A 20149-nucleotide genomic window follows, 5' to 3' on the forward strand; every position below is an offset into this window, starting at 1 on the left:
ACTAGATAGACTTCAGCGTATTGAATCGGCTGAGGCCTTCTTTCGGTATCTTTAAATTAAGAAAATATTTTGAGAAATAACAATATAAATACTTGGATTAGATCATAGTATCTGTCAGGTTTATACTACCGCGCGAAAAAAGGTAGGTTAGCTTCTTAATTTAACAAATATACGAGTGTCTCACTTTGTGATATTATTACAAATGCAGGAAAGGAGAGTAGCTCAAAGTAGAAAGTAAGCTCAAAGTTTTTTTAATGAAATAAAAAAACCGGGACGATCACGTTGGATCATCCCGGTTTCTATCTGCTTTCAGCTTCTACGCTTCGAGCCTTCAGCTTGTTTGCTTTCGCCTTTCAGCTTTATCTTACATCATACCGCCCATGCCGCCTGGCATTCCACCGCCGCCTGGCATTCCAGCAGGTCCGCCATCATTGTCTTCCGGCTGATCACTGATCACACAGTCTGTGGTCAGAATCATGCTCGCAATGGAAGCTGCATTTTCAAGGGCAATTCGCGTAACTTTTGTTGGATCAATAACACCCGCTTTTTTCAAATCGGTGTATTCATCAGTTCGTGCATTGTACCCAAAAGAACCTTCGCCTTCCAGAACTTTTTGCAATACCACGGATCCTTCTACGCCGGCATTATTGGAAATAGAGCGTAGTGGTGCTTCCAGTGCATTCCGAACGATCTGAATTCCGATGTTCTCATCTGCATTGGCGCCCTCAAGGTCCTTCAGGACGTTAATGGAGCGTGCCAAAGCAACCCCACCACCGGCAACGATGCCTTCCTCTACTGCTGCGCGAGTGGCATGCAGTGCGTCATCCACGCGGTCTTTTTTCTCTTTCATTTCTGTTTCGGTTGCTGCTCCTACATATAGTACAGCTACACCGCCAGCCAACTTCGCCAACCGCTCCTGAAGCTTCTCTTTGTCATATTCAGAAGTAGTGGTTTCAATCTGCTGCTTGATTTGATTGATTCGTGCATCAATCTGATCTTGCTCGCCTTTGCCATTGACAATGGTTGTATTGTCTTTGTCAACTTCGATTTTCTCAGCTGATCCCAGGTGCTCCAGCTCGGTATTCTCAAGTTTGTACCCTTTTTCTTCACTGATCACGGTACCACCGGTGAGGATAGCGATGTCTTCCAACATAGCTTTTCGACGGTCTCCAAAACCTGGAGCTTTTACAGCAACTACTTTCAGCTGAGCTCGCAATCGGTTAACTACCAATACACCCAATGCCTGGCTGTCAATGTCCTCGGCAATGATCAACAAAGGTTTTCCAGAGCTTACTGCTTTTTCCAACAAGGGAAGTATCTCCTGCATATTGGAGATCTTTTTATCGTGGATCAGAATAAGCGCATCTTCGTACTCGGCAACCATATCCTCTGTGTCAGTCACAAAGTATGGAGACAAATACCCCCGGTCAAACTGCATACCGATGACTTCATCAACATACGTGTCCGTCCCTTTGGATTCTTCCACGGTAATAACGCCGTCTTTGGTCACACGCTTCATAGCATCAGCGATTAATTCACCGATTTCAGAATCGTTGTTCGCTGAAATCGCCGCTACTTGCTTTACTTTCTCCAGATCGCTTTCGATACGCTCTGACTGATTCTGAAGATTTTGGACCACCGACTTTACAGCCAGGTCAATGCCTCGCTTCAAATCCATGGGATTTGCACCAGCAGTGACGTTTTTCATTCCCAACTGGATCATAGATTGCGCCAGAACAGTAGCAGTTGTGGTTCCGTCTCCAGCAATGTCTGCCGTCTTGGAAGCCACTTCCTTAACCATTTGGGCGCCCATATTTTCAACTGGATCCTTAAGCTCGATTTCTTTTGCTACGGTTACACCATCTTTGGTAATGGCCGGTGCTCCAAAAGATTTTTGGATCACGACATTACGACCCTTGGGGCCCAAGGTGATTTTTACTGCGTTCGCTAATTGGTCGACTCCGGATTTGAGTTTATTTCTCGCCTCGAGATTAAAGCTAATTTCTTTAGCCATTGTAAATAATTTTAAATTTTAAAAAATAGAATAACAAATGAATGGAAGAACTCTTATCCTTCTAAGATTACGAGGATATCATCTTCTCGCATAATCAGATAGTCTGTACCTTCCCAGGAAATTTCCTGACCGGCATACTTTCCGTAAAGAACGACGTCACCTTTGGACACATTCATATCATTTCCGTCCTTTCCAGGACCTACTGCAACGACTTCACCACGCTGTGGCTTTTCTTTTGCAGTATCAGGGATAATAATACCCCCTTTGGTTTTTTCATCAGCGGGAGCAGGCTTTACCACTACTCTGTCGTTGATTGGCTTCATCATAACACCTAAGGTTTTTATGGTTTAAAAAATATGTTTAATTCACAACTGCCTATAGTGCATTTTTGATGCCAATGAAAACTTTACTGACAAAGTGGCAACTGGTCTGCAATTTGTGCAGAGAAAGGGTTCAAATGAATTGCTTCTTGTAGGACTTGGACATCTTGGCAGATGGAGGCTGTGTATTGGAAATTGATGACACTACAAGTTTGCGGCTGGATGTTGGGACATCGATACCCTTCCAGCTTACGACTTCCTTTTCTTTCTTTCGTATTTGAACTTCGAATGGATTGAGCTATTGTTAAGATGTTCAAGGGAAGATCCAACGAACGGTATCATTGGTTTCTCTATGGAAGAACTAAGCGTCAAGCGCTTGGCAATAAAAACCAAGCACACAGCACTAAGCACTAAGCACTAAGCACTAAGCACTAAGCACTAAGCACTAAGAACTAAGAACTATGAACTAAGAACTAAACCCTCACTCAGACAAAAGCTGGATACCTGCATCGCCGCCGGTATTGCTCACCATAATGGTTGTGATGATGCAGAGAACCACGAGGACAATAGCTAATCCCCAGGTCGCTTTTTCGACCAGATTGGTACTTCGCGCTGCTCCAAACATCTGGTTTGCACTTTGACCACCCAAAGTGGAATCAACTCCACCTCCTTTTGGATTTTGGATCAGGACAACCAACATAAGCAGCACACTTATGAACGCGATAAGGATTGTCATTGCAGTAACCATGATATTAGGATTTTAATTTTTGGATCGTTTTTATTTTCTCCGCAAAGTAACCACTTTTTTCCGGGTTTTTCAAACTTAATTTTTCATACATCTGAATGGCTTTGTCATAGAGCTCTTGTTGGGCATATATCCGGGCTAAAGTTTCACTAACGACTTCTTCATTTTCGGCAATGCTGCGTTCGGCTTGTTTTTCGGCTTTTGTGATCGTTTTTATTTTCTTCTTTTTTATGCCTTTCTTTTTTCTCTTTAATTCCCGAGCCGTTCCGGGAATCACTTCTTGTTCCTGAAGCCAGGCTGTAAATCCTTTTTCTTGCTGTGGGGTCTGTTTTTCGTTGGCCGATTTGCGTTGTTTTTTCTTCTTCTTCTTGCGGTTCTTTTTTTTGTCGATGACTTTTTCAAGCTTGGTTTGCTTGTCTCTTTTAGGCTTTACTTTTTTGGCTATGTCCGTTTTTTTCGACTCCTTTCCGGATTTGGATTTTGTAGTTTTTTCTTCTTTTTCATATGCTGAAGGCTTGACCTCTGTCCCGTTGTTTACTTCCTGGTGGGGTGGTTTAGGTTCGCTTGGAATTGTATTTTCCTCTTTTGTGACCTCCTTGTCCATGGGATTGGATGTTTCCTCCGATGAGTGGGCAGCATCGTCTTGATTATTCTCGCCGGATTGGGCATCAGGTTCAATGTTCTGAATGATGGTAGCCGGGGTCGAAGATTCAGTAGATGGGGAATCGGCACTATTATTTTGCTGGATCAGATCGGATTTAGTCGGGAAGTGCTGTACGATCCTAAGCATCTCTCGCAGGGTTTTCTTGTCATTTTCTATAACGATCAGATGATGGACAAGTTCATCGTCAATGCGTCCAAAGGCAAATTTTTGTTTGAGTAGCGTGATAAATGTTAGCTCGGTTTGTGTGGGATGCTCCTCCATACTGATCAGCAGATCTTCATAGTCTATTTCTTCCAGTTTGATGGGATCGTTGATGTAGTATGCGGAAGTATTCATTGTATTCTTTTATAAATATGTGGTCTATATAAATGAACGATCAGTAAATTAACAATTTTTACCATGAAAAACAATATAACAAATTACCAGTTTGAAAAAGTCTCATTGAAAATGTCTTCACTGATTTGCTCAAAAATCTCTTTTACCAATTGGTCCTGTACATCAAGAAAATTCACGTTCTGATCAAAATTTCTAAAATCGGAAAATGATTTAGACCAATTGTTTTCTTCATTGAGATGATCCGTATAGTCTACTTTTATGGCAATATCCAATCGACTAAAAGAAGTCGTCTCGTCGGGTTGTGGAGCCACCGATCGAATGGCAAACCGGGAGATTTCACCGGCGAATTCAATGTCCGGAGCCGTCTCCGTAAAATTCAACCGGGACTCTCGAAGGACTTTACGCTTGAACTGATCAGTAAACACCGTCCCCAGTTGGCGGGGTGCTTTCAGGGCCCGGTTGCTGATTTCAAAATCCTGGACATAGAAAGAAGTAGTTTCTTCAGGAATACTTACCCCTTTAAAGGAATAACATCCCGATATCGTGCATATCAATACGCTGACTATGGTTAGGCGAATCGCTGTTATCATTCCAGTTCGTATTGTTTGATTTTACGATAAAGGGTCCGTTCTGAAATACCCAGTTCCTCGGAGGCATCCTTGCGTTTTCCATTGTACTTTTTCAGCGCCTTCTTGATCATCTCTTTTTCCATGTCTTCCAGAGAAAGGTTTTCTTCCACGGGCTCTGAATCTTCAAAATAACTTCGTTCCTTTTTACGATCCTCAATAATAATGGATGGTAAGTCCTCTTTCCCGGTGTTGTAACTCGCATCAATGAGGTCTTCTTTTTCTTGTCTGGAAAGAGATCGATCAGACCAGTGACCGGTCGAGGCCCTTTCGGGTAAACTAAGTATTTTCTGTGCGTCCGGGATGTCGAGTTTGTTTTCTTTGATCAGACCAAAAACCAGTGATTTGAGTTCATTGAGATCGTTCTTCATGTCAAATAATAACTTGTAAAGGATCTCACGTTCCTGCATGTTGCCATCGAGATTTTGGTCGTCTGTGGTCCGGGCTGGCAAATACCGATTATTGAGTTCAGGCAGGACTTCCAGCAAGTCGTTTTCGTCGATGGTGCGGCGTTCGGACATGATGGATAATTGCTCTGCTACATTTTTAAGTTCACGAATGTTGCCGGGCCATTGGTAACGCAACAACAACGTTTTGGCTTCCGGCGTCAGTGTAATGGGGTCAATCCGGTGTCGCTCCGCAATGTCCAGGCTAAATTTGCGAAAGATCATCCAGATATCATCTCGTCGTTCCCGCAGCGGAGGAATGACGATCGGTACCGTATTTAAACGGTAATAGAGATCCCGGCGAAACTTGCCGTTTTCTACTCGTTCATATAAATCGACATTGGTGGCTGCTATGACACGGACATCGGTGTGAAGAACCGCAGATGAACCGACACGAATAAACTCGCCACTCTCCAATACCCGCAGGAGATAGGATTGCGTATCAAGCGGCAATTCACCGATTTCATCCAAAAAGATCGTTCCACCATCAACCGTTTCAAAGTAACCCTTCCGGTCTGCGGTAGCTCCTGTAAACGCACCCTTTTCATGGCCAAACAATTCTGAATTAATGGTGCCTTCCGGGATCGCACCGCAGTTAATGGCGATAAATGGATTGTGTTTTCTCGGACTCTGTTGATGGATGATCTTGGAGATGACCTCTTTTCCCACCCCGCTTTCCCCTGTGATCAATACCGTCAGATCTGTCCCTGCCACCCGGATTGATTTGCGCAGGGCATCATTGATCCCCTCCGAATTGCCGATCAGGCCATACCGGCTTTTGAGTCCCTGGATGGTAGGATTCATGCTTCGACAATATTTCCCAACAATGTAGCACTGGTGATTTCATTCACCCGAACCTGTACATAATCCCCCGGTTTGTAATCTGACTTTTTTGGGAAAATAATCATTTTATTCTGTGAATTTCTTCCCCTAAAATCATCTGATGACTTTTTGGAATCGCCCTCGATCAAGACTTTAAAAGTTTTACCCAGGTCTTTCTCATTGTGGGCTCTGGACAATTCATGTTGCTTGGTGATAATTTCACTCAGACGGCGTTTTTTGATCTTAAGCGGAACGTCATCTTCATATTTTCGCTCGGCAACCGTGCCAGGTCGCTCGGAGTAGTAAAACATATAAGACATGCTGTATTTGGCAAAATCCATCATGGTTAGGGTGTCCTGGTGTTCTTCTTCTGTTTCACTGCAAAATCCAGCGATCATATCCGAACTGATTGCACAATCAGGAATGACCTCATAGATGCGACGAACTTTTTCCTTGTACCAAGCTCTGGTATACGTCCGGTTCATCAACTCAAGTACCCGGCTGTTTCCGGATTGAACGGGCAGGTGAATATAATTGCAGATGTTCTCATAATCGCGAATGGCATAGAGCACATCGTCGGTGATGTCCTTCGGGTGCGAAGTCGAAAATCGTACCCGGAGATCAGGGTGGACATCCGCCACCATGCAGAGCAATTCTGCAAAGGTCACAGCGTGTTCCCCGTCCGGACTGGTCCAATTAAAACTATCTACATTTTGTCCCAGAAGAGTCACTTCCCGGTAACCTCTGTCAAACAAGTCCGAGGCTTCCGCTACGATACTAAAAGGATCACGACTCCGCTCGCGTCCGCGGGTGAACGGAACCACGCAAAAAGAGCACATGTTATCACAACCTCTCATTATAGAGATAAAAGCTGTTACTCCATTGCTATCCAACCGAACCGGTGAAATATCCGCGTAGGTTTCTTCTCGGCTCAGAAAGACATTGATTCCCTTATCTCCATCTTCGGCGGTCTGGATTAGCTTGGGTAGATCCCGGTAAGCATCGGGTCCGACGACCAGATCAACCAGTTTTTCTTCTTCCAGCAATTTGGTTTTTAATCGTTCGGCCATGCAGCCGAGGACACCGACCAACGTACCGGGCTTTTCCTCTTTGACTTTGTCAAATTCACGCAATCGCTGCCGAACCGTATCTTCCGCTTTTTCACGGATCGAACAGGTGTTGATCAGGATTAGATCGGCGTCGAACATAGAGCTCGTCGAACCAAAACCCGATTGTTGTAAGATGGAAGCCACGATTTCACTGTCGCTAAAATTCATCGCACAGCCATAGCTTTCTATATAATATGATTTTCCGTTGGACGGCTTCTGAGTGGCGTCTGTATACACCTCTCCTTGTCGTTCATCGGCCAACATTTGTGTAGAATTTATGTCTTTTATTTGTTCGCTCATGCTAAATATTTACATTTATAGTGGCAAATATAAAAGATCTTAGTGACATTTTGTCAGAGAATGGGCTCATAATTCACCTGATATAAAGAAGGCAACGGAATTCGCGCTAAGCCGCAAAACTGCAGGGGTGCCTATCGATAAAAGAATGAAGATGGTTGGTTGTGGTGAAATATGGTTTTATTTAGTGGAGGAAAGAGCATGAAAACGAATAGAAAAATGAAAAGATTAGCGTTATTGGGGAGGAAGTTGGGGCATACCTTTTCTCCACGGTATTTTGCGGAAAAATTTGACAGAGAGTCCATCACCGGATATCACTACGGAACCATGGAACTCGCTGATATCTCCGAGTTTCCGACCGCCCTGGAAGAGCATCCGGAATTGATCGGACTCAATGTGACGATACCTTATAAACTGGAGGTAATGGAATACCTGGATCAGCTTGATGAGACCGCAGCAGCGATCGGTGCTGTGAATACGATCCGGATTACCGACGAGGGCTTAATCGGTTACAATACTGATGTTATCGGTTTTCAACGCTCGCTAGAAGCATTTTTGCCGGAAAACTTTGCAGGGAGTGCGCTCATACTGGGAACGGGGGGCAGTAGTAAGGCGGTTCGGTTTGTGCTGGAACGCATGAAGATTCCCTATAAGCTGGTCAGCAGAAAGCCGGTGACGGACGGATACACCTATGAGGATATGGATGAGGAAACGGTAAAATACTTTTCTCTGATTATCAATACGACCCCATTGGGCATGTACCCGGAGGTGGATCGATGTCCGGATATTTCCTATGCGGTGATGGATGAAAATTATTATTTGTTTGATTTGATCTACAACCCAGAAGAGACTTTATTTATGAAAAAAGGAAAACAACAGGGGGCTAAAGTGAGTAATGGGTATATGATGTTGGAACAACAAGCGGAAGCTTCGTGGGAAATATGGACGAAATAATTATTAATGGTTGATTGTTGATTATTGATTGTTGATGGTGAATTATTGATTGATGATTGTTGATTTTTGATGGTGAATTATTGATGGATGATTGTTGATGGTGACGGAATAATTTCCCCCGCTGGTCGCTTGCGCCATAGTTTGGTGAAATAGATCCTGCTCCGCAAAAGTCAAACGTCACCCAAAATTGGGCTATGTAATGTGCCCAATTTTGGAAATTAAGCAATTGATACACTACATATTATGTATCACAAATGATCGACGTGGTGAATAAAGCGGGCTACGCAAGTTTCACGAGATAAATGGTGAATGAAGTGAACAATGCACCATAGTACGAGGTACTAAGCGCTATTCAATAAGTTCTATGACCTATATATTAAGCACTAAATTATGAATAAAGACGAGGAACAACGGGTCAATTTTGAGAACACAGAAGTGGCCTTTGCTTACAAATCTACTGCCCAACTTCGGCTGGCACTGTGGTTGTTCCGGTTGATGAGCCGGTCATTTTGGTCGCACATTTTTATAAAAATGGGGGCGTGGGCATTGAAGTTTCGGCTTCCATTAGCGCCTTATTTGATTAAGGAAACGGTTTATCAGCAGTTTATCGGGGGTGTGTCTCTGGAGGATACGGAGCCGCTTATTGACAATCTCAGCAATCACCATTGTCTGGTAGTGCTCGATTATGCCGTAGAGGGAAAACATGAGGAGGAAGAGTTGGATGGAGCCCGCGATCAGTTTATCCAAACCATTCATTTTGCAGCAAATCAGCCTACTGTGCCGGTGATCACGATCAAGGTCAGTGCTTTGGCCCAAAATAAAACACTCCAAGCATGGGCAGAAACCGGATTGCGGAATAGTGATTTTGATGAGAAATGGGATCGAGTTGTTCAGCGGTTGATTGAGATCTGCGATCATGCTGCCGAATATGGAATGAAGATATTTATTGATGCGGAAGAGAGTTGGCATCAGGATGCCATTGATTTTCTGGCCAATGAGATGATGAAGCGGTACAATCAGGATGAAGTGGTGGTGTACAATACCTACCAAATGTATCGGCACGACCGGTTGGATTTTTTGAAACAATCTTATCGTCGGGCGCAAGAGGAGGAGTATATTTTCGGCGCTAAGCTGGTTCGGGGGGCATATATGGAAAAGGAGCGGGCCCGGGCAAAGCGCAAAAATTACCCCAGTCCGATATCAGCGAACAAGAAAGTGGTGGATCGGGATTTTAACGAAGGCATTCTGTTTTGTGCGGAGCACTATGAGAACATTGCGTTGTGTGCTGCCACGCACAATTTGATCAGCTGTAAAATACTGGCTGATTTTATCGAAGAACTTCCGGCCCGGCGCGACCATCCGCACCTCAATTTTTGCCAGCTTTACGGCATGGGCGATGACATCACCTTCAATCTGGGTGCTCACGGGTACAATGTAGCCAAGTATGTGCCGTATGGTCCGGTCAAGGAAGCGTTTCCGTATCTGATCCGGCGGGCAGAAGAAAACAAGGCGATGTCCAATGAATTTAACCGGGAGTATAAACTGATCCGACGGGAGCTGGAACGGAGGAAGAATTCTTAATTCTTAATTTTGAGTGTTTAAATTTTAATTGGGTATGCTTCGATGTTGGTACGACTCAGGCGACTTTGAACTGGGAAGTTGATGTTCAGAGAATTCTGAAGTCCGGAATAATTTGTGAATTTATCATCATCAAATAACCGGCTTAAATATCAATCTAATGCACGTCGAGAAGCTTGGAGTGCCCTACAAAAATAAAAGATATACTACGACGTCTGAAATTATTGTTTGGATTGGGGCTTCTTATTTTATTCAGAATTTCTATTTTGTTGTATCAAATATATTTTTATCTTCTTTATGATGGAAGCTAAATTCGTACCCACTAATATCTAAAAACTAAGAACTTATGTCCCAAATCTATTTGGCTCACTGCGGTTTAAGCCCGCTCTATACCGGTGCCCGAAAAATTATGAACGAATTAATTGATCTTCATGCGACAAAGGGAGATGTCTTGTTCCGGGATCATTACATCCAGGAACTCGATAAAGCCAAATCGTTGTTTGGCCAATATCTGAATACCGGACCAGAGAATATGGCTGTAGTGAAGAATACCACCGAAGCACTGTCCATGGTGGCGAACGGATATCCGTGGGAGGAAGGGGATGAAGTGGTGCTTTATACCCATGAATATCCCGCCAACTATTATCCGTGGATTAATCTCCGGAATCGGGGAGTTCGCATTCAGGTGCTCGACAATGAAAATGATTTTCACGGAATCCCGGATGAGTTACCCGGATTCTGGTCTTGGGAAGAACTGGAACGCAAGGTCACGGACCGGACGCGGATGATCGTCATGAGCCATGTGCAGTTTGTGTCGGGTTATGCAGCGGACTTGGAGAAGCTGGGTGGATTTTGCCAGGAACGAGGGATTTATTTTATCGTGGATGGCGCGCAAAGCCTGGGAGCACTGCCGATTGATGTGGAAAAATATCAAATCTCAGCGTTGTCCGGCTCGGGCTGGAAATGGATGCGCGGTCCGATGGGGATCGCTCCGTTTTACACCAGTCCCAAACTGCGGGAAAAATTGGCCATGACAGTGATCGGAGCTGAAACCATGGAGCAGGGGACAGACTTCCTGAATCACACATGGAATCCACACGAATCCGCGCGTCGGTATGAGTACGCTACCTCACCGGTTTACCTCGTCGCCGGACTCAATCGGGTGTTGGAAGAAGTGTTTTTAGGTGATCTTGAACCGGTCACTCTGGCCGCTAAGTTGTTCCATTTGCAGGATCATTTTCTCGATCGATTGGACCATCCGGAATTTACGCCTTTGACCTGGCCCCGCATCCACCGATCGGGTATATTGAGTGTGCATCATCCGAACTCAGAAGCTGTGGAGGCTTATCTGCGGGAACGAAACATCGTGACCTCTGCCCGTGGCGGATATCTTCGGGTGGCTGCACATTATTACAATACCAATGAAGAGATGGCCTACCTGGCGGAAGTATTAAATGAGTTTCAAGGATAGGGGAGACTGCTCAGGGATATCTGGTTCAGATGTTGTTGATTCAATGGGTTGATCAATTATCATTGCGACTTTTCTGAAGTCGATTTCACTTGGCTGAGCCATTTGCTAACATACTTTGGACCGCTTTGCAGTCGCTCACGGATTTTCAATCATTCTTGCTTACTTTACTATTTCATATTCTAATCTGACATCTCCCGGTAATAGCGCCGCCAGCTTGGGATTTTTTTGATATCAAGTCCGGAAATTACCTTGTTTGGTGGAATATCGCGGATGTCAAAAGGTTCAGAAGCATCCACTATTTGGGCATACCGATCCAGTGTGACCAAGCTTCGTGCCACCAAAATGTGGATCCGGTAGAACAAACCTTCTGTATAATATCGCTCATCGGACAGTGCTTTTCGAGCTTCCCTCACCAGCTTTAATTGGTCATCAAAAATTGTACGTACTTCTTGAAGGGGCAGACCCAGAGTCATTATCGTGACCTCTCCGTTTTGGTGATCTTTTAGTGCGTCATTAATGTCATTGGTCATTTGCAACATGGCTCCCAATTCTGCAAGAAAGAGATCCTCTTCCGTGGTCAGGGACCGATTGATACAACTTCGGTAAAAAAGAACCGCCTTCGCGCCTTTTTCTTTGGTGATGTGAATTAGATCGTTTTTGTGAAGGTCGGCTTGCGGTGACTGACGATTCGATTCCGTGCGTTGCTGAGCGGAGGATTGCTGGGCCCGGATAATACCGCTAATGCTTTTATCCAGCAGGTGTTGGTTGCCGGAAAAATGCTTATAGATCTCCCGGAGCAGATATTGGCAGAGGTATTCTTCCAGATGTTCCGAAGAAATAATGTAATCGGGTGTTTCCATGAGCGCCCGGATCCGGTCACCCGGTAAGTGCAACCGGTCAAACAGATCGTCGAAAATACCAGTGACCAGAGCTTGAGCGGAAGCGACCTTTCGGAGTTCTGGGTCTTTGGGAACCTGGTGCAATCGGAACAACGCATCATGAATAATCACCGGAACCAATACCCCGTAAAAGTTTTGGTAGCGGTTCCAGGGCAGATCCGACCAGTCATCCCGATCATCTTCCGGAAGTTCGCGGTACATCGCATCGGTGAGTAGGTGGATATCAATCCATTGACGAATAAGATCGGGAATGAGGCGAATGTCCATGAAAACAAAAATAAGGAAATGGTCTATAAAAACCGGAGATTAACATTGAAGATTATGAGGAAGTGCCTAGCTTGGTGGTTAGAAAATAAAAATTAGATTTGACAGATGCTGAAGGAGCATCAAATCTTTGGCTTAATATTGAATAATTCGAATCATTAAATTGAAACCATGGAAGTTTTCCAAACTATTTACCAGCACCATCTTCTGACGGAGTCCGATCTGGTCACAGTCGCAGCGGCACACCAAAAAATATCCTTTTCCCGACACCATCATTTTCTAGAAGCGGGCCAAATTGCCCATAACTACTATGTCATGGAGTCCGGTCTCGCCCGAACCTATGTGATGGATAGCGATGGAAACGAAATGACCACCGGTTTTATCCGGGAAGGTGAGATCCTAATTGAAGCAGCTTCCCTTTTCCAACGTACACCAACCGTGGAATACTTGCAAACTTTAACAGACGGGGTCGCCTGGAAAATGGAATACGACACTTTTCAACAATTGTTTCATGATATAGAAGGTGTTCGCGAATGGGGGCGGAACTGGATGATCAGCCAATGGTTTGATCTGAAGCGACGTACCAATGCGATGATCACCAACAGTGCAAAAGATCGTTATTTGGCCTTGATGAAAGAAAATCCGGAAGTATTGCGGCTAGCTCCTTTAAAACAAATTGCCAGTTATCTGGGTATCACGGACAGCTCACTGAGCCGGATCAGAAGAGAAGTAACGAATAGTTGATGACCGAGCGTATAAACTATTTTCTTGACATAGGACAAGAAAAAAATGGGATGCAGTATGTATCTTACCTGGGTATAATTAATTGCAAAAATATTTCTATGAAATTAGGTGCTTTTTCAGTCAGTCTGAATGTCAAAAACTTATCTGCATCCAAAGAATTCTATGAACACCTTGGATTTCGTGTTTTCGGTGGAGCACTCGAGATGAATTACCTGATCATGAAAAACGAGAACACGCTGATTGGCTTGTTCCAGGATATGTTTGAGGGGAATCTTCTAACTTTTAATCCAGGCTGGGATCAGGATGCACAACCACTCGATGACTTTGATGACGTCCGGACCATTCAGAAACAACTGATAGATCAGGGCATCAATCTGGAGCGGGAAGCCGATGAGAATACAGAAGGACCGGCGAGTATCGTGGTCACAGATCCGGACGGGAATGTGATTCTTATTGATCAACACCGATGAATTTTCACACTCTAAAAATAAAATAATGTCAAAAGTAGTATGGTTTGAAATTTATGTCGAGGACATGGATCGGGCACAACAGTTTTATGAAACAGTATTGGGTGTCGAGTTAAAAGATATGACGGATCCCACAGAAAACGATGGCCCATCGATGGTCATGAGAGGCTTCCCCGGTGATATGGAAGGCTATGGAGCTGGCGGAGCACTGGTAAAAATGGCCGGTTTTGAATCGGGTAAGAACAGTACATTGGTTTATTTTGGCAGCCAGAACTGTACGACCGAAGAAAACCGGGTGGTGGATGCAGGTGGAAAAATCGTTCAGTCCAAAATGGCCATCGGTAAACATGGATTTGTGACTTTATGTACGGATACGGAAGGCAATATGTTTGGATTGCACTCGATGGAGTGACGATTTTCATAGAAAGATTCAATTAAAATTGTTTCACGGAGCGGCACAAAGATATCAGTTTATATAAGGAGCGGGTATTTAGGTTTCACAGCTGAGCATAAATCTTGTGTATTCTGCCAATCCAGTAATCGTGTTCAGAATATTCCACGGAGATTATCACGGAGGGACACAGAGGGTTTCATGGGAGACACAAAGAAATCAGTTTATATAAGGAGCGGGTATTTAGGTTTCTCAGCTGAGCATGAATCTTGTGTATTCTGCCAATCCGATAATCATGGTCAGAATTTTCCATGGAGTATTTTCACGGAGCGGCACGGAGGTTTTTCACGGAGCGACACAAAGATATCAGTTTATTTAAGGAGCGGGTATTTAGGTTTCACAGCTGAGCATGAATCTTGTGTATTCTGCCAATCCGGCAATCGTGTTCAGAATATTCCACGGAGAGGTTCATGGAGCGGCACAAAGATTTTATACAAGCTCAATTAAGCCGAAGGGTAAACTATTCATTTGCTCTGACCTTCGGTGACTACTTGGTGTGACTCTGTGAAAAAAATCAAGACGATACCTGCACCGCGTAATTTCATTTATCTTCGTATTTTTGTAAGCACTATTGAATCACAAACACTTAAATATGAATTTTTTATCCATCATCGCTATCCTCATACTGACCTCTTGTATGATCGCTTGTACGGAAGAAAAAAAGGATGACAGGCTTTCTTACCCGGCTTATGATTTTACCTACCCACCCACCACGAAGGGTGAAGTGGTCGATGACTATTTTGGGACGGAAGTCGCTGACCCTTATCGTTGGTTGGAGGTAGATACCGCCGCAGAAGTAGAAGCCTGGGTGGATGCTCAGAATGAAGTGACCTTTGATTATCTCCATCACATTCCGTTCCGATCGGAAATCCGGGACCGGTGCGAGGAGTTGTATAACTATACCAAATACTCGGTACCCCGTCAGGTGGGTAATCAGTTGATTTTTTATAAGAACGATGGATTACAGAATCAACCGGTTATTTATATCATGGATCGGGGCGATGATCCAACGAACGCGGATGTATTGCTCGACCCCAACGCCTGGTCCGAGTCGGGGACGTCTGCAATTTCACTAATCGGTGCCTCTAGGGACAACCAATACATGGCTTTTCTGGTACAAGAAGCCGGATCAGACTGGGGAACGATTCATGTGATGAACCTGGAAAATGGCGAAGTCCTGGAAGATAAACTGGAATGGGTGAAGTTTTCCGGGGCCAGCTGGCATGGCAACGGGTTCTTTTACAGCCGGTATCCGGCACCGGATGAAGGCATGGAGTTGAGTAATGAAAATAGTTTTCACAGTGTGTATTATCATACCCTGGGGCAGGATCAAGCGCAGGATGAATTGATTTACCGGGATGATAAAGCGCCCAAAATGTACCACAATGTCGCCGTGACGGAAGACAACAGATTTCTGATTATGGAAAAAGCCAGCGGGACCGATGGGTTTGAGACCTGGTTTATGTCTTTGTATGCCGATAAATCCGATTTTGAACCCTTGTTTACCGGGTTTACGAATAAGAATTCTGTGGTCGATCACCGGGACGGTTATTTTTATGTGTTGACCGATGTGGACGCCCCCAATTACCGGTTGGTCCGGGTGCCGGCAGATGATCCGGATATCCGCAATTGGGAAGATGTATTGCCTGAACAGGATTATTTACTGGAATCGGTCCGTTCGACTGGCGGAAAACTTTTTGCAAATTATCTGCAGAATGCGACCAATCAGATTTATGTGTATGATTTTGATGGAAATGAAGAGCGAAAATTGGATCTGCCCGGAACCGGTTCCGTGGGTGGTTTTGGCGGCAAATCAGAAGCCACGGAGACTTATTATTCGTATACGTCTTTTATCTATCCGTCGACGATCTTTCGGTATGACATTGAATCTGGCACCTCCGAGGTGATGTTTGCGTCCGACCTAGACTTCGACCCGGCGGAATACTTGGAGAAGCAAGTGTGGTATCCGAGCAAAGACGGGACCGAAGTATCCATGTTTATCGTTCATAGAAAGGATGTAGAGCTTGATGGTCAGAATCCCACACTCCTCTATGGTTATGGTGGATTCAACATCAGCCTGGGGCCCTCGTTTTCATCCTCGAGACTGGTCTTACTGGAAAAAGGCGGAGTGTATGCCATGCCCAATCTCCGGGGAGGTGGTGAATACGGCGAGGAATGGCATCAGCAGGGAATGTTGGAAAAAAAGCAAAACGTGTTCGATGATTTTATTGCTGCAGCGGAATATCTTATTGATGAGGGATACACAAACAGTAAGAAACTGGCCATCTCCGGACGATCCAATGGGGGATTGCTGGTCGGCGCGTGTATGACTCAGCGGCCGGAACTGTTTCAGGTGGCCTTCCCCGGCGTCGGCGTGTTGGATATGTTGCGGTTTCATAAGTTTACCATTGGCTGGGGCTGGGTACCGGAATACGGTTCCAGCGATGATCCCGAGCAGTTTAAGTTTCTCTATGCATATTCACCGTACCACAATCTGGAAGAAGGCACCGCTTATCCGGCCACTTTAGTGACGACAGCGGACCACGATGATCGTGTGGTGCCGGCGCACAGTTTTAAATTTGCAGCCCGGTTGCAGGAAGTGCAGGCAGGACCAGCACCGGTATTAATCCGGATCGACAAAGATGCGGGGCATGGCGCAGGCAAACCGACGTCAAAGATCCTGGATGAACAGGCCGATGTGTGGTCGTTTCTGTTTTACAATATGGATGAGAGGTATTGATCCTGTGTCGACTTGTGGCATGCCGTATGTGTAAAAATGCATTTTAACGGAAGAAGTCTTTTCATTTAATGTCCTTAGCTTTGTGCTTTATGGCTGTCTGTTGGTCAAATAGATTATTACTGGATGAGATCACTTTGCCGTAAAACACGTGGTTGATGGGGCGGCCATCTCAATGAAGGTGTATGGCGATACGGTCAGGTAAACAATAAAAAGAAAATTATGAAAGTCAAAATTACAGCACTGTTTTTAACCGTGGTATTTATGTTCTTGGGCGGGGCATTTGGCTTCGCTCAAAGTAAGAGCACAAAAGTAGATCCTTTTAATAAGGTTATTATAAGTCCGCATATACAAGTCACTTTTCAGCAAGGCGATGAAGAAAGGGTAACCATTGAAAGCAGTACGGTATCCGACGATAAACTCAATATTGAAACCATTGGAAAAACACTGCGTATCTATCTGGATGGGGCGAAAGAGGTGACCAAAACCGAGACGATCGATGAAAATGGCCAGGAAGTTAAGCGGTCCATTTACCAGGGAACCGTAACAAAGGCGACGGTGACCTATGTTGATTTGAATGAGCTCTCGCTGCGGGGTGAAGAAAAGTTTGTTTGTAAAAGCCTTTTGACTGGGGAACGATTTCGTTTAAATAATTTTGGTTCTTCCCGGGTGTATTTGGATGAGGTTGCACTTGGCCGGCTCCAGGCCACGACCTATGGAGAAAGCAATCTGAAACTTAAGACTGGTACTGTGGACCATATAAAAATGACAGCCTATGGACAGAGCAGTATTGATGGCCTTGGCGTGCAGAGCAAAACGGCTAGAATTACGGCCTATGGAGAAGCTAAATTCCGACTTAATGTGGAAAAGGAACTCCGGGTGAGTGCGTATGGCGAGGCGGTGGTGGAGTACCAGGGGAATCCTACAGTAAAAAAAGGTGTCGTCATTGGAGATGCGACGATCCGTAAAATGGAATAATGTAAACTATGAATTACCTTGATTCAATTCCGGCTGCTCTGTTTGAGTTTGTTGGGATTATTGCTGGATTAACGGCCTGCTTCGTTATTTTAATTCAATTGATAAAGGAATATAAATCAAGCGCCCCCAGTAGTCTGTCGAATACTTTTCTAATCGGTTGGCTCTTTATCTATGCATTTTGGGGCCTATACGGTGTTCGTTTTGATACCATGGCTTTGTGGCTGACCAATGCCATCGCCGTCAGTTTGCAAGCCATGCTTTGCGTGATTGTCTTTAGAAAGAAGGCCAGGCATTCGCGGAAAGGATAGTCCAGTGTTTGTATTGCTTTTGCAGAGTAGGGTTGTAGGTAGTCTCCATGTGGTCCATACTTTATGAAGCGCTTGATGATCGATGAAATATCGTATTTTACTGCGTCGGCATGAATTTCGTTTGTGGTGCTTTTTCAAAAAGGAGGCTTACGGTTAGTGCAATTGGGTTTGAGTCAGCGTTTCGGTAGGGATTTGTAATAGATCCAATTTTGGAATTTAAGCAATTGGTGCTAAAGTTTAATTTTTGACAACCATTATATATTTAAACCATATGGGAACCCATCCAATTAATCTGGCATTGCGATTTCTTCTTGAGTTGGTTGCGCTGGTGTCAGTAGGTATGTGGGGTTGGAAACAAAGCGACGGCGGACTTCGGTACGTTTTGGCCATTGGACTCCCTCTCTTATTTGCCTCGGCGTGGGGGATATTTGCCGTTCCGGACGATCCAAGTCGTTCGGGGAATACGGTTATTACTACCCCTGGAATGATTCGGCTGATCATAGAATTAGGATTCTTTGGCTGTGCGATATGGGCTTTGTACAGTCTGGGACATCACACAGTCAGCTTTGCATTTGGCAGCCTTGTCTTGATTCATTACCTGACATCGTATGATCGTATTCAATGGCTGATTACAAACTAAGTTGACAAGGAGGTGGTCCTGACTAGTGCACCAATTGAATAATCTGCTTGTACTTGAGGTTTTTTCATTGGGTTTTACCAAGGGGATCCGGATGGGGCGGACCCCTATTTAGTACTGGGATCGGTAAGCCTGAGGGGGTGGATGAAGTGTGAGGAGGATTGCCGAGCCCATATTCATTCACCTTCCCTCCGTCTACAGTAGGCATAAGGTTTTGAAATCAATATACCGATCAGGCGAGCTGGTGGAAGGCACTGGCAGCGCTGGTTTGGTGCGATGGCTAGTAGCTTACACCTGTGTAATGAATGAATTGGAAGCTTCGGTTACAATATTGCCGCTGATGCCGCTGATTTGATCCAGAACAAAGGGGCTTAATAAACGGGTGGCTTTTCCAGGTAGTATGGTATAAATTGAAAGCTGTAACGTGTTGGTTGTTAATATTTATTATATTTGGTGAACGGGTGAAACGGAGACCAATTCTGTTTACATCGACCGTCCTCCGGTTTTCAATGGACAATATCCACAGCAAATACGATGTCATACCAGTCCTGAAACAACGATGTTGTATGCTTGGATGAACGATAAGGATATCATGAACATAAAAGCTCTTAGGACCAACGAATATATTGGATGTGCCAAGAGCACAATACCTACTGAATTGATCGGTGATCAGCGTAAAATGTGGGTATATATAAATAAGTTGGCAACAATTTGGAGGTGGTGCATATTTGGTGTATTTTTACATCATAAAATGAAATTATGGCAAGACAAAGTATATCATTTACCAAACCAAACGATGAGTGGTTAAAAGCCCAAGTGGATAGTGATGAATATTCAAGTAAAAGTGAGTTGGTTAACGACTTGATAAGACAAGCTAGGAAACAACAAGTTCAAATTGACTGGATTCGAGCCAAACTTGAAAAAGCTGAAAATAGCGGATTTACAGATGATAGTAAAGAAAGTATTTTAGCTCAATCAAAGTCTTTGCTAAATGGCTAAATATAAACTGACAAATGAAGCAAAAAGTGACTTGATACGGATTCACCACTACGGAGTTGAAAAATTTGGAATGACTCAAGCGGACAAATATTTTGAGTCTTTTTTTGAATATTTTGATATTATTGCTGAACGACCTTTTTCCTTTGAATCGGTTGACTATATAAGAAAGGGATATAGACGATGCGTATGTGGAGTTGATAGTATTTACTATAGAATAAATGAAAACAATGTCGAAATAATGACAATCGTCGGAAGACAAGATTTGAGTGAAAAACGATAACCA

Annotated in this window: 20 protein-coding genes; 12 read left to right on the plus strand and 8 right to left on the minus strand. The window is 44.3% G+C overall.

Annotation, left to right across the window (positions count from 1 at the left end):
* Nucleotides 1-364: 364 nt before the first annotated feature.
* From groL to miaB, 7 genes are all read right to left on the minus strand, one after another.
* Nucleotides 365-2014, minus strand: coding sequence for a chaperonin GroEL (gene groL / locus KUV50_RS16085; protein ID WP_222581211.1), 1650 nt, complete (start codon nucleotides 2012-2014; stop codon nucleotides 365-367).
* 53 nt (nucleotides 2015-2067) lie between these two features.
* Nucleotides 2068-2337, minus strand: coding sequence for a co-chaperone GroES (gene groES, locus KUV50_RS16090; protein WP_410000067.1), 270 nt, complete (start codon nucleotides 2335-2337; stop codon nucleotides 2068-2070).
* Between the two features lie 478 nt (nucleotides 2338-2815).
* On the minus strand, nucleotides 2816-3082 hold the full coding sequence (secG, locus tag KUV50_RS16095) for a preprotein translocase subunit SecG (RefSeq protein WP_222581213.1): 267 nt from the start codon (nucleotides 3080-3082) through the stop codon (nucleotides 2816-2818).
* A gap of 4 nt (nucleotides 3083-3086) precedes the next feature.
* On the minus strand, nucleotides 3087-4079 hold the full coding sequence (locus tag KUV50_RS16100) for a hypothetical protein (RefSeq protein WP_222581214.1): 993 nt from the start codon (nucleotides 4077-4079) through the stop codon (nucleotides 3087-3089).
* An 83-nt stretch (nucleotides 4080-4162) separates the two neighbouring features.
* Entirely contained in the window at nucleotides 4163-4669 is a 507-nt protein-coding gene (lptE, locus tag KUV50_RS16105) for an LPS assembly lipoprotein LptE (RefSeq protein ID WP_222581215.1), read from the minus strand.
* Nucleotides 4666-5955: a sigma-54 interaction domain-containing protein gene (locus KUV50_RS16110; protein ID WP_222581216.1), complete on the minus strand. Its 1290-nt coding sequence runs from the start codon at nucleotides 5953-5955 to the stop codon at nucleotides 4666-4668. The genes lptE and KUV50_RS16110 overlap by 4 nt, the downstream gene beginning before the upstream one ends.
* Nucleotides 5952-7382 carry a tRNA (N6-isopentenyl adenosine(37)-C2)-methylthiotransferase MiaB gene (gene miaB, locus KUV50_RS16115; protein WP_222581217.1) on the minus strand — a complete coding sequence of 477 codons (1431 nt, stop codon included), beginning with the start codon at nucleotides 7380-7382 and terminating at the stop codon, nucleotides 5952-5954. Before miaB ends, KUV50_RS16110 begins: the two co-directional genes overlap by 4 nt.
* A 216-nt stretch (nucleotides 7383-7598) precedes the next feature.
* Between miaB and KUV50_RS16120 the strand changes: the two genes are divergently transcribed.
* The 3 genes from KUV50_RS16120 (at nucleotide 7599) to KUV50_RS16130 (ending at nucleotide 11382) form a co-directional block, all read left to right on the plus strand.
* Nucleotides 7599-8333 carry a shikimate dehydrogenase family protein gene (locus tag KUV50_RS16120; protein WP_261395327.1) on the plus strand — a complete coding sequence of 245 codons (735 nt, stop codon included), beginning with the start codon at nucleotides 7599-7601 and terminating at the stop codon, nucleotides 8331-8333.
* A 390-nt stretch (nucleotides 8334-8723) separates the two neighbouring features.
* On the plus strand, nucleotides 8724-9914 hold the full coding sequence (locus KUV50_RS16125) for a proline dehydrogenase family protein (RefSeq protein WP_222581219.1): 1191 nt from the start codon (nucleotides 8724-8726) through the stop codon (nucleotides 9912-9914).
* A gap of 343 nt (nucleotides 9915-10257) precedes the next feature.
* Nucleotides 10258-11382 (plus strand): aminotransferase class V-fold PLP-dependent enzyme, encoded by a 1125-nt coding sequence (locus KUV50_RS16130; RefSeq protein ID WP_222581220.1) that lies wholly within the window; start codon nucleotides 10258-10260, stop codon nucleotides 11380-11382.
* A gap of 179 nt (nucleotides 11383-11561) precedes the next feature.
* Here the strand turns inward: KUV50_RS16130 and KUV50_RS16135 are convergent, their stop codons facing one another.
* On the minus strand, nucleotides 11562-12548 hold the full coding sequence (locus KUV50_RS16135; RefSeq protein ID WP_222581221.1) for a hypothetical protein: 987 nt from the start codon (nucleotides 12546-12548) through the stop codon (nucleotides 11562-11564).
* A gap of 168 nt (nucleotides 12549-12716) precedes the next feature.
* Here KUV50_RS16135 and KUV50_RS16140 point away from each other — a divergent pair, with 168 nt between their 5' ends.
* The 9 genes from KUV50_RS16140 to KUV50_RS16180 all read left to right on the plus strand — a co-directional run bounded on the left by KUV50_RS16140 (nucleotide 12717) and on the right by KUV50_RS16180 (nucleotide 20146).
* Nucleotides 12717-13289 carry a Crp/Fnr family transcriptional regulator gene (locus tag KUV50_RS16140; protein ID WP_222581222.1) on the plus strand — a complete coding sequence of 191 codons (573 nt, stop codon included), beginning with the start codon at nucleotides 12717-12719 and terminating at the stop codon, nucleotides 13287-13289.
* 98 nt (nucleotides 13290-13387) lie between these two features.
* The gene (locus tag KUV50_RS16145) at nucleotides 13388-13759 is read left to right on the plus strand and encodes a VOC family protein (protein WP_222581223.1); all 372 of its coding nucleotides are present in this window, start codon (nucleotides 13388-13390) and stop codon (nucleotides 13757-13759) included.
* Nucleotides 13760-13781: 22 nt separating this feature from the next.
* On the plus strand, nucleotides 13782-14168 hold the full coding sequence (locus tag KUV50_RS16150; RefSeq protein WP_410000068.1) for a VOC family protein: 387 nt from the start codon (nucleotides 13782-13784) through the stop codon (nucleotides 14166-14168).
* 631 nt (nucleotides 14169-14799) lie between these two features.
* Nucleotides 14800-16947 (plus strand): prolyl oligopeptidase family serine peptidase, encoded by a 2148-nt coding sequence (locus KUV50_RS16155; protein WP_222581225.1) that lies wholly within the window; start codon nucleotides 14800-14802, stop codon nucleotides 16945-16947.
* A 219-nt stretch (nucleotides 16948-17166) separates the two neighbouring features.
* Nucleotides 17167-17922 carry a head GIN domain-containing protein gene (locus tag KUV50_RS16160; RefSeq protein ID WP_222581226.1) on the plus strand — a complete coding sequence of 252 codons (756 nt, stop codon included), beginning with the start codon at nucleotides 17167-17169 and terminating at the stop codon, nucleotides 17920-17922.
* Between the two features lie 8 nt (nucleotides 17923-17930).
* Nucleotides 17931-18230 carry a hypothetical protein gene (locus tag KUV50_RS16165; protein WP_222581227.1) on the plus strand — a complete coding sequence of 100 codons (300 nt, stop codon included), beginning with the start codon at nucleotides 17931-17933 and terminating at the stop codon, nucleotides 18228-18230.
* Nucleotides 18231-18501: 271 nt separating this feature from the next.
* Complete coding sequence (locus tag KUV50_RS16170) at nucleotides 18502-18870, plus strand: YrdB family protein (RefSeq protein WP_222581228.1); 369 nt, start codon at nucleotides 18502-18504, stop codon at nucleotides 18868-18870.
* Between the two features lie 756 nt (nucleotides 18871-19626).
* Nucleotides 19627-19866, plus strand: coding sequence for a type II toxin-antitoxin system ParD family antitoxin (locus KUV50_RS16175; protein WP_222581229.1), 240 nt, complete (start codon nucleotides 19627-19629; stop codon nucleotides 19864-19866).
* Nucleotides 19859-20146, plus strand: a complete 288-nt coding sequence (locus tag KUV50_RS16180; protein ID WP_222581230.1) for a type II toxin-antitoxin system RelE/ParE family toxin — start codon at nucleotides 19859-19861, stop codon at nucleotides 20144-20146. Before KUV50_RS16175 ends, KUV50_RS16180 begins: the two co-directional genes overlap by 8 nt.
* Nucleotides 20147-20149 lie beyond the last annotated feature (3 nt).

The sequence above is a fragment of the Membranihabitans marinus genome (assembly GCF_019802045.1).
Taxonomy (GTDB): domain Bacteria; phylum Bacteroidota; class Bacteroidia; order Chitinophagales; family Saprospiraceae; genus Membranihabitans; species Membranihabitans marinus_A.

Bases quoted from the DNA above. Each gene is read 5' to 3' on its own strand.
- groL (WP_222581211.1), bottom strand. From the start codon at position 2,014: ATGGCTAAAGAAATTAGCTTTAATCTCGAGGCGAGAAATAAACTCAAA.
- groES (WP_410000067.1), bottom strand. From the start codon at position 2,337: ATGAAGCCAATCAACGACAGAGTAGTGGTAAAGCCTGCTCCCGCTGAT.
- secG (WP_222581213.1), bottom strand. From the start codon at position 3,082: ATGGTTACTGCAATGACAATCCTTATCGCGTTCATAAGTGTGCTGCTT.
- KUV50_RS16100 (WP_222581214.1), bottom strand. From the start codon at position 4,079: ATGAATACTTCCGCATACTACATCAACGATCCCATCAAACTGGAAGAA.
- lptE (WP_222581215.1), bottom strand. From the start codon at position 4,669: ATGATAACAGCGATTCGCCTAACCATAGTCAGCGTATTGATATGCACG.
- KUV50_RS16110 (WP_222581216.1), bottom strand. From the start codon at position 5,955: ATGAATCCTACCATCCAGGGACTCAAAAGCCGGTATGGCCTGATCGGC.
- miaB (WP_222581217.1), bottom strand. From the start codon at position 7,382: ATGAGCGAACAAATAAAAGACATAAATTCTACACAAATGTTGGCCGAT.
- KUV50_RS16120 (WP_261395327.1), top strand. From the start codon at position 7,599: ATGAAAAGATTAGCGTTATTGGGGAGGAAGTTGGGGCATACCTTTTCT.
- KUV50_RS16125 (WP_222581219.1), top strand. From the start codon at position 8,724: ATGAATAAAGACGAGGAACAACGGGTCAATTTTGAGAACACAGAAGTG.
- KUV50_RS16130 (WP_222581220.1), top strand. From the start codon at position 10,258: ATGTCCCAAATCTATTTGGCTCACTGCGGTTTAAGCCCGCTCTATACC.
- KUV50_RS16135 (WP_222581221.1), bottom strand. From the start codon at position 12,548: ATGGACATTCGCCTCATTCCCGATCTTATTCGTCAATGGATTGATATC.
- KUV50_RS16140 (WP_222581222.1), top strand. From the start codon at position 12,717: ATGGAAGTTTTCCAAACTATTTACCAGCACCATCTTCTGACGGAGTCC.
- KUV50_RS16145 (WP_222581223.1), top strand. From the start codon at position 13,388: ATGAAATTAGGTGCTTTTTCAGTCAGTCTGAATGTCAAAAACTTATCT.
- KUV50_RS16155 (WP_222581225.1), top strand. From the start codon at position 14,800: ATGAATTTTTTATCCATCATCGCTATCCTCATACTGACCTCTTGTATG.
- KUV50_RS16160 (WP_222581226.1), top strand. From the start codon at position 17,167: ATGAAAGTCAAAATTACAGCACTGTTTTTAACCGTGGTATTTATGTTC.
- KUV50_RS16165 (WP_222581227.1), top strand. From the start codon at position 17,931: ATGAATTACCTTGATTCAATTCCGGCTGCTCTGTTTGAGTTTGTTGGG.
- KUV50_RS16170 (WP_222581228.1), top strand. From the start codon at position 18,502: ATGGGAACCCATCCAATTAATCTGGCATTGCGATTTCTTCTTGAGTTG.
- KUV50_RS16175 (WP_222581229.1), top strand. From the start codon at position 19,627: ATGGCAAGACAAAGTATATCATTTACCAAACCAAACGATGAGTGGTTA.
- KUV50_RS16180 (WP_222581230.1), top strand. From the start codon at position 19,859: ATGGCTAAATATAAACTGACAAATGAAGCAAAAAGTGACTTGATACGG.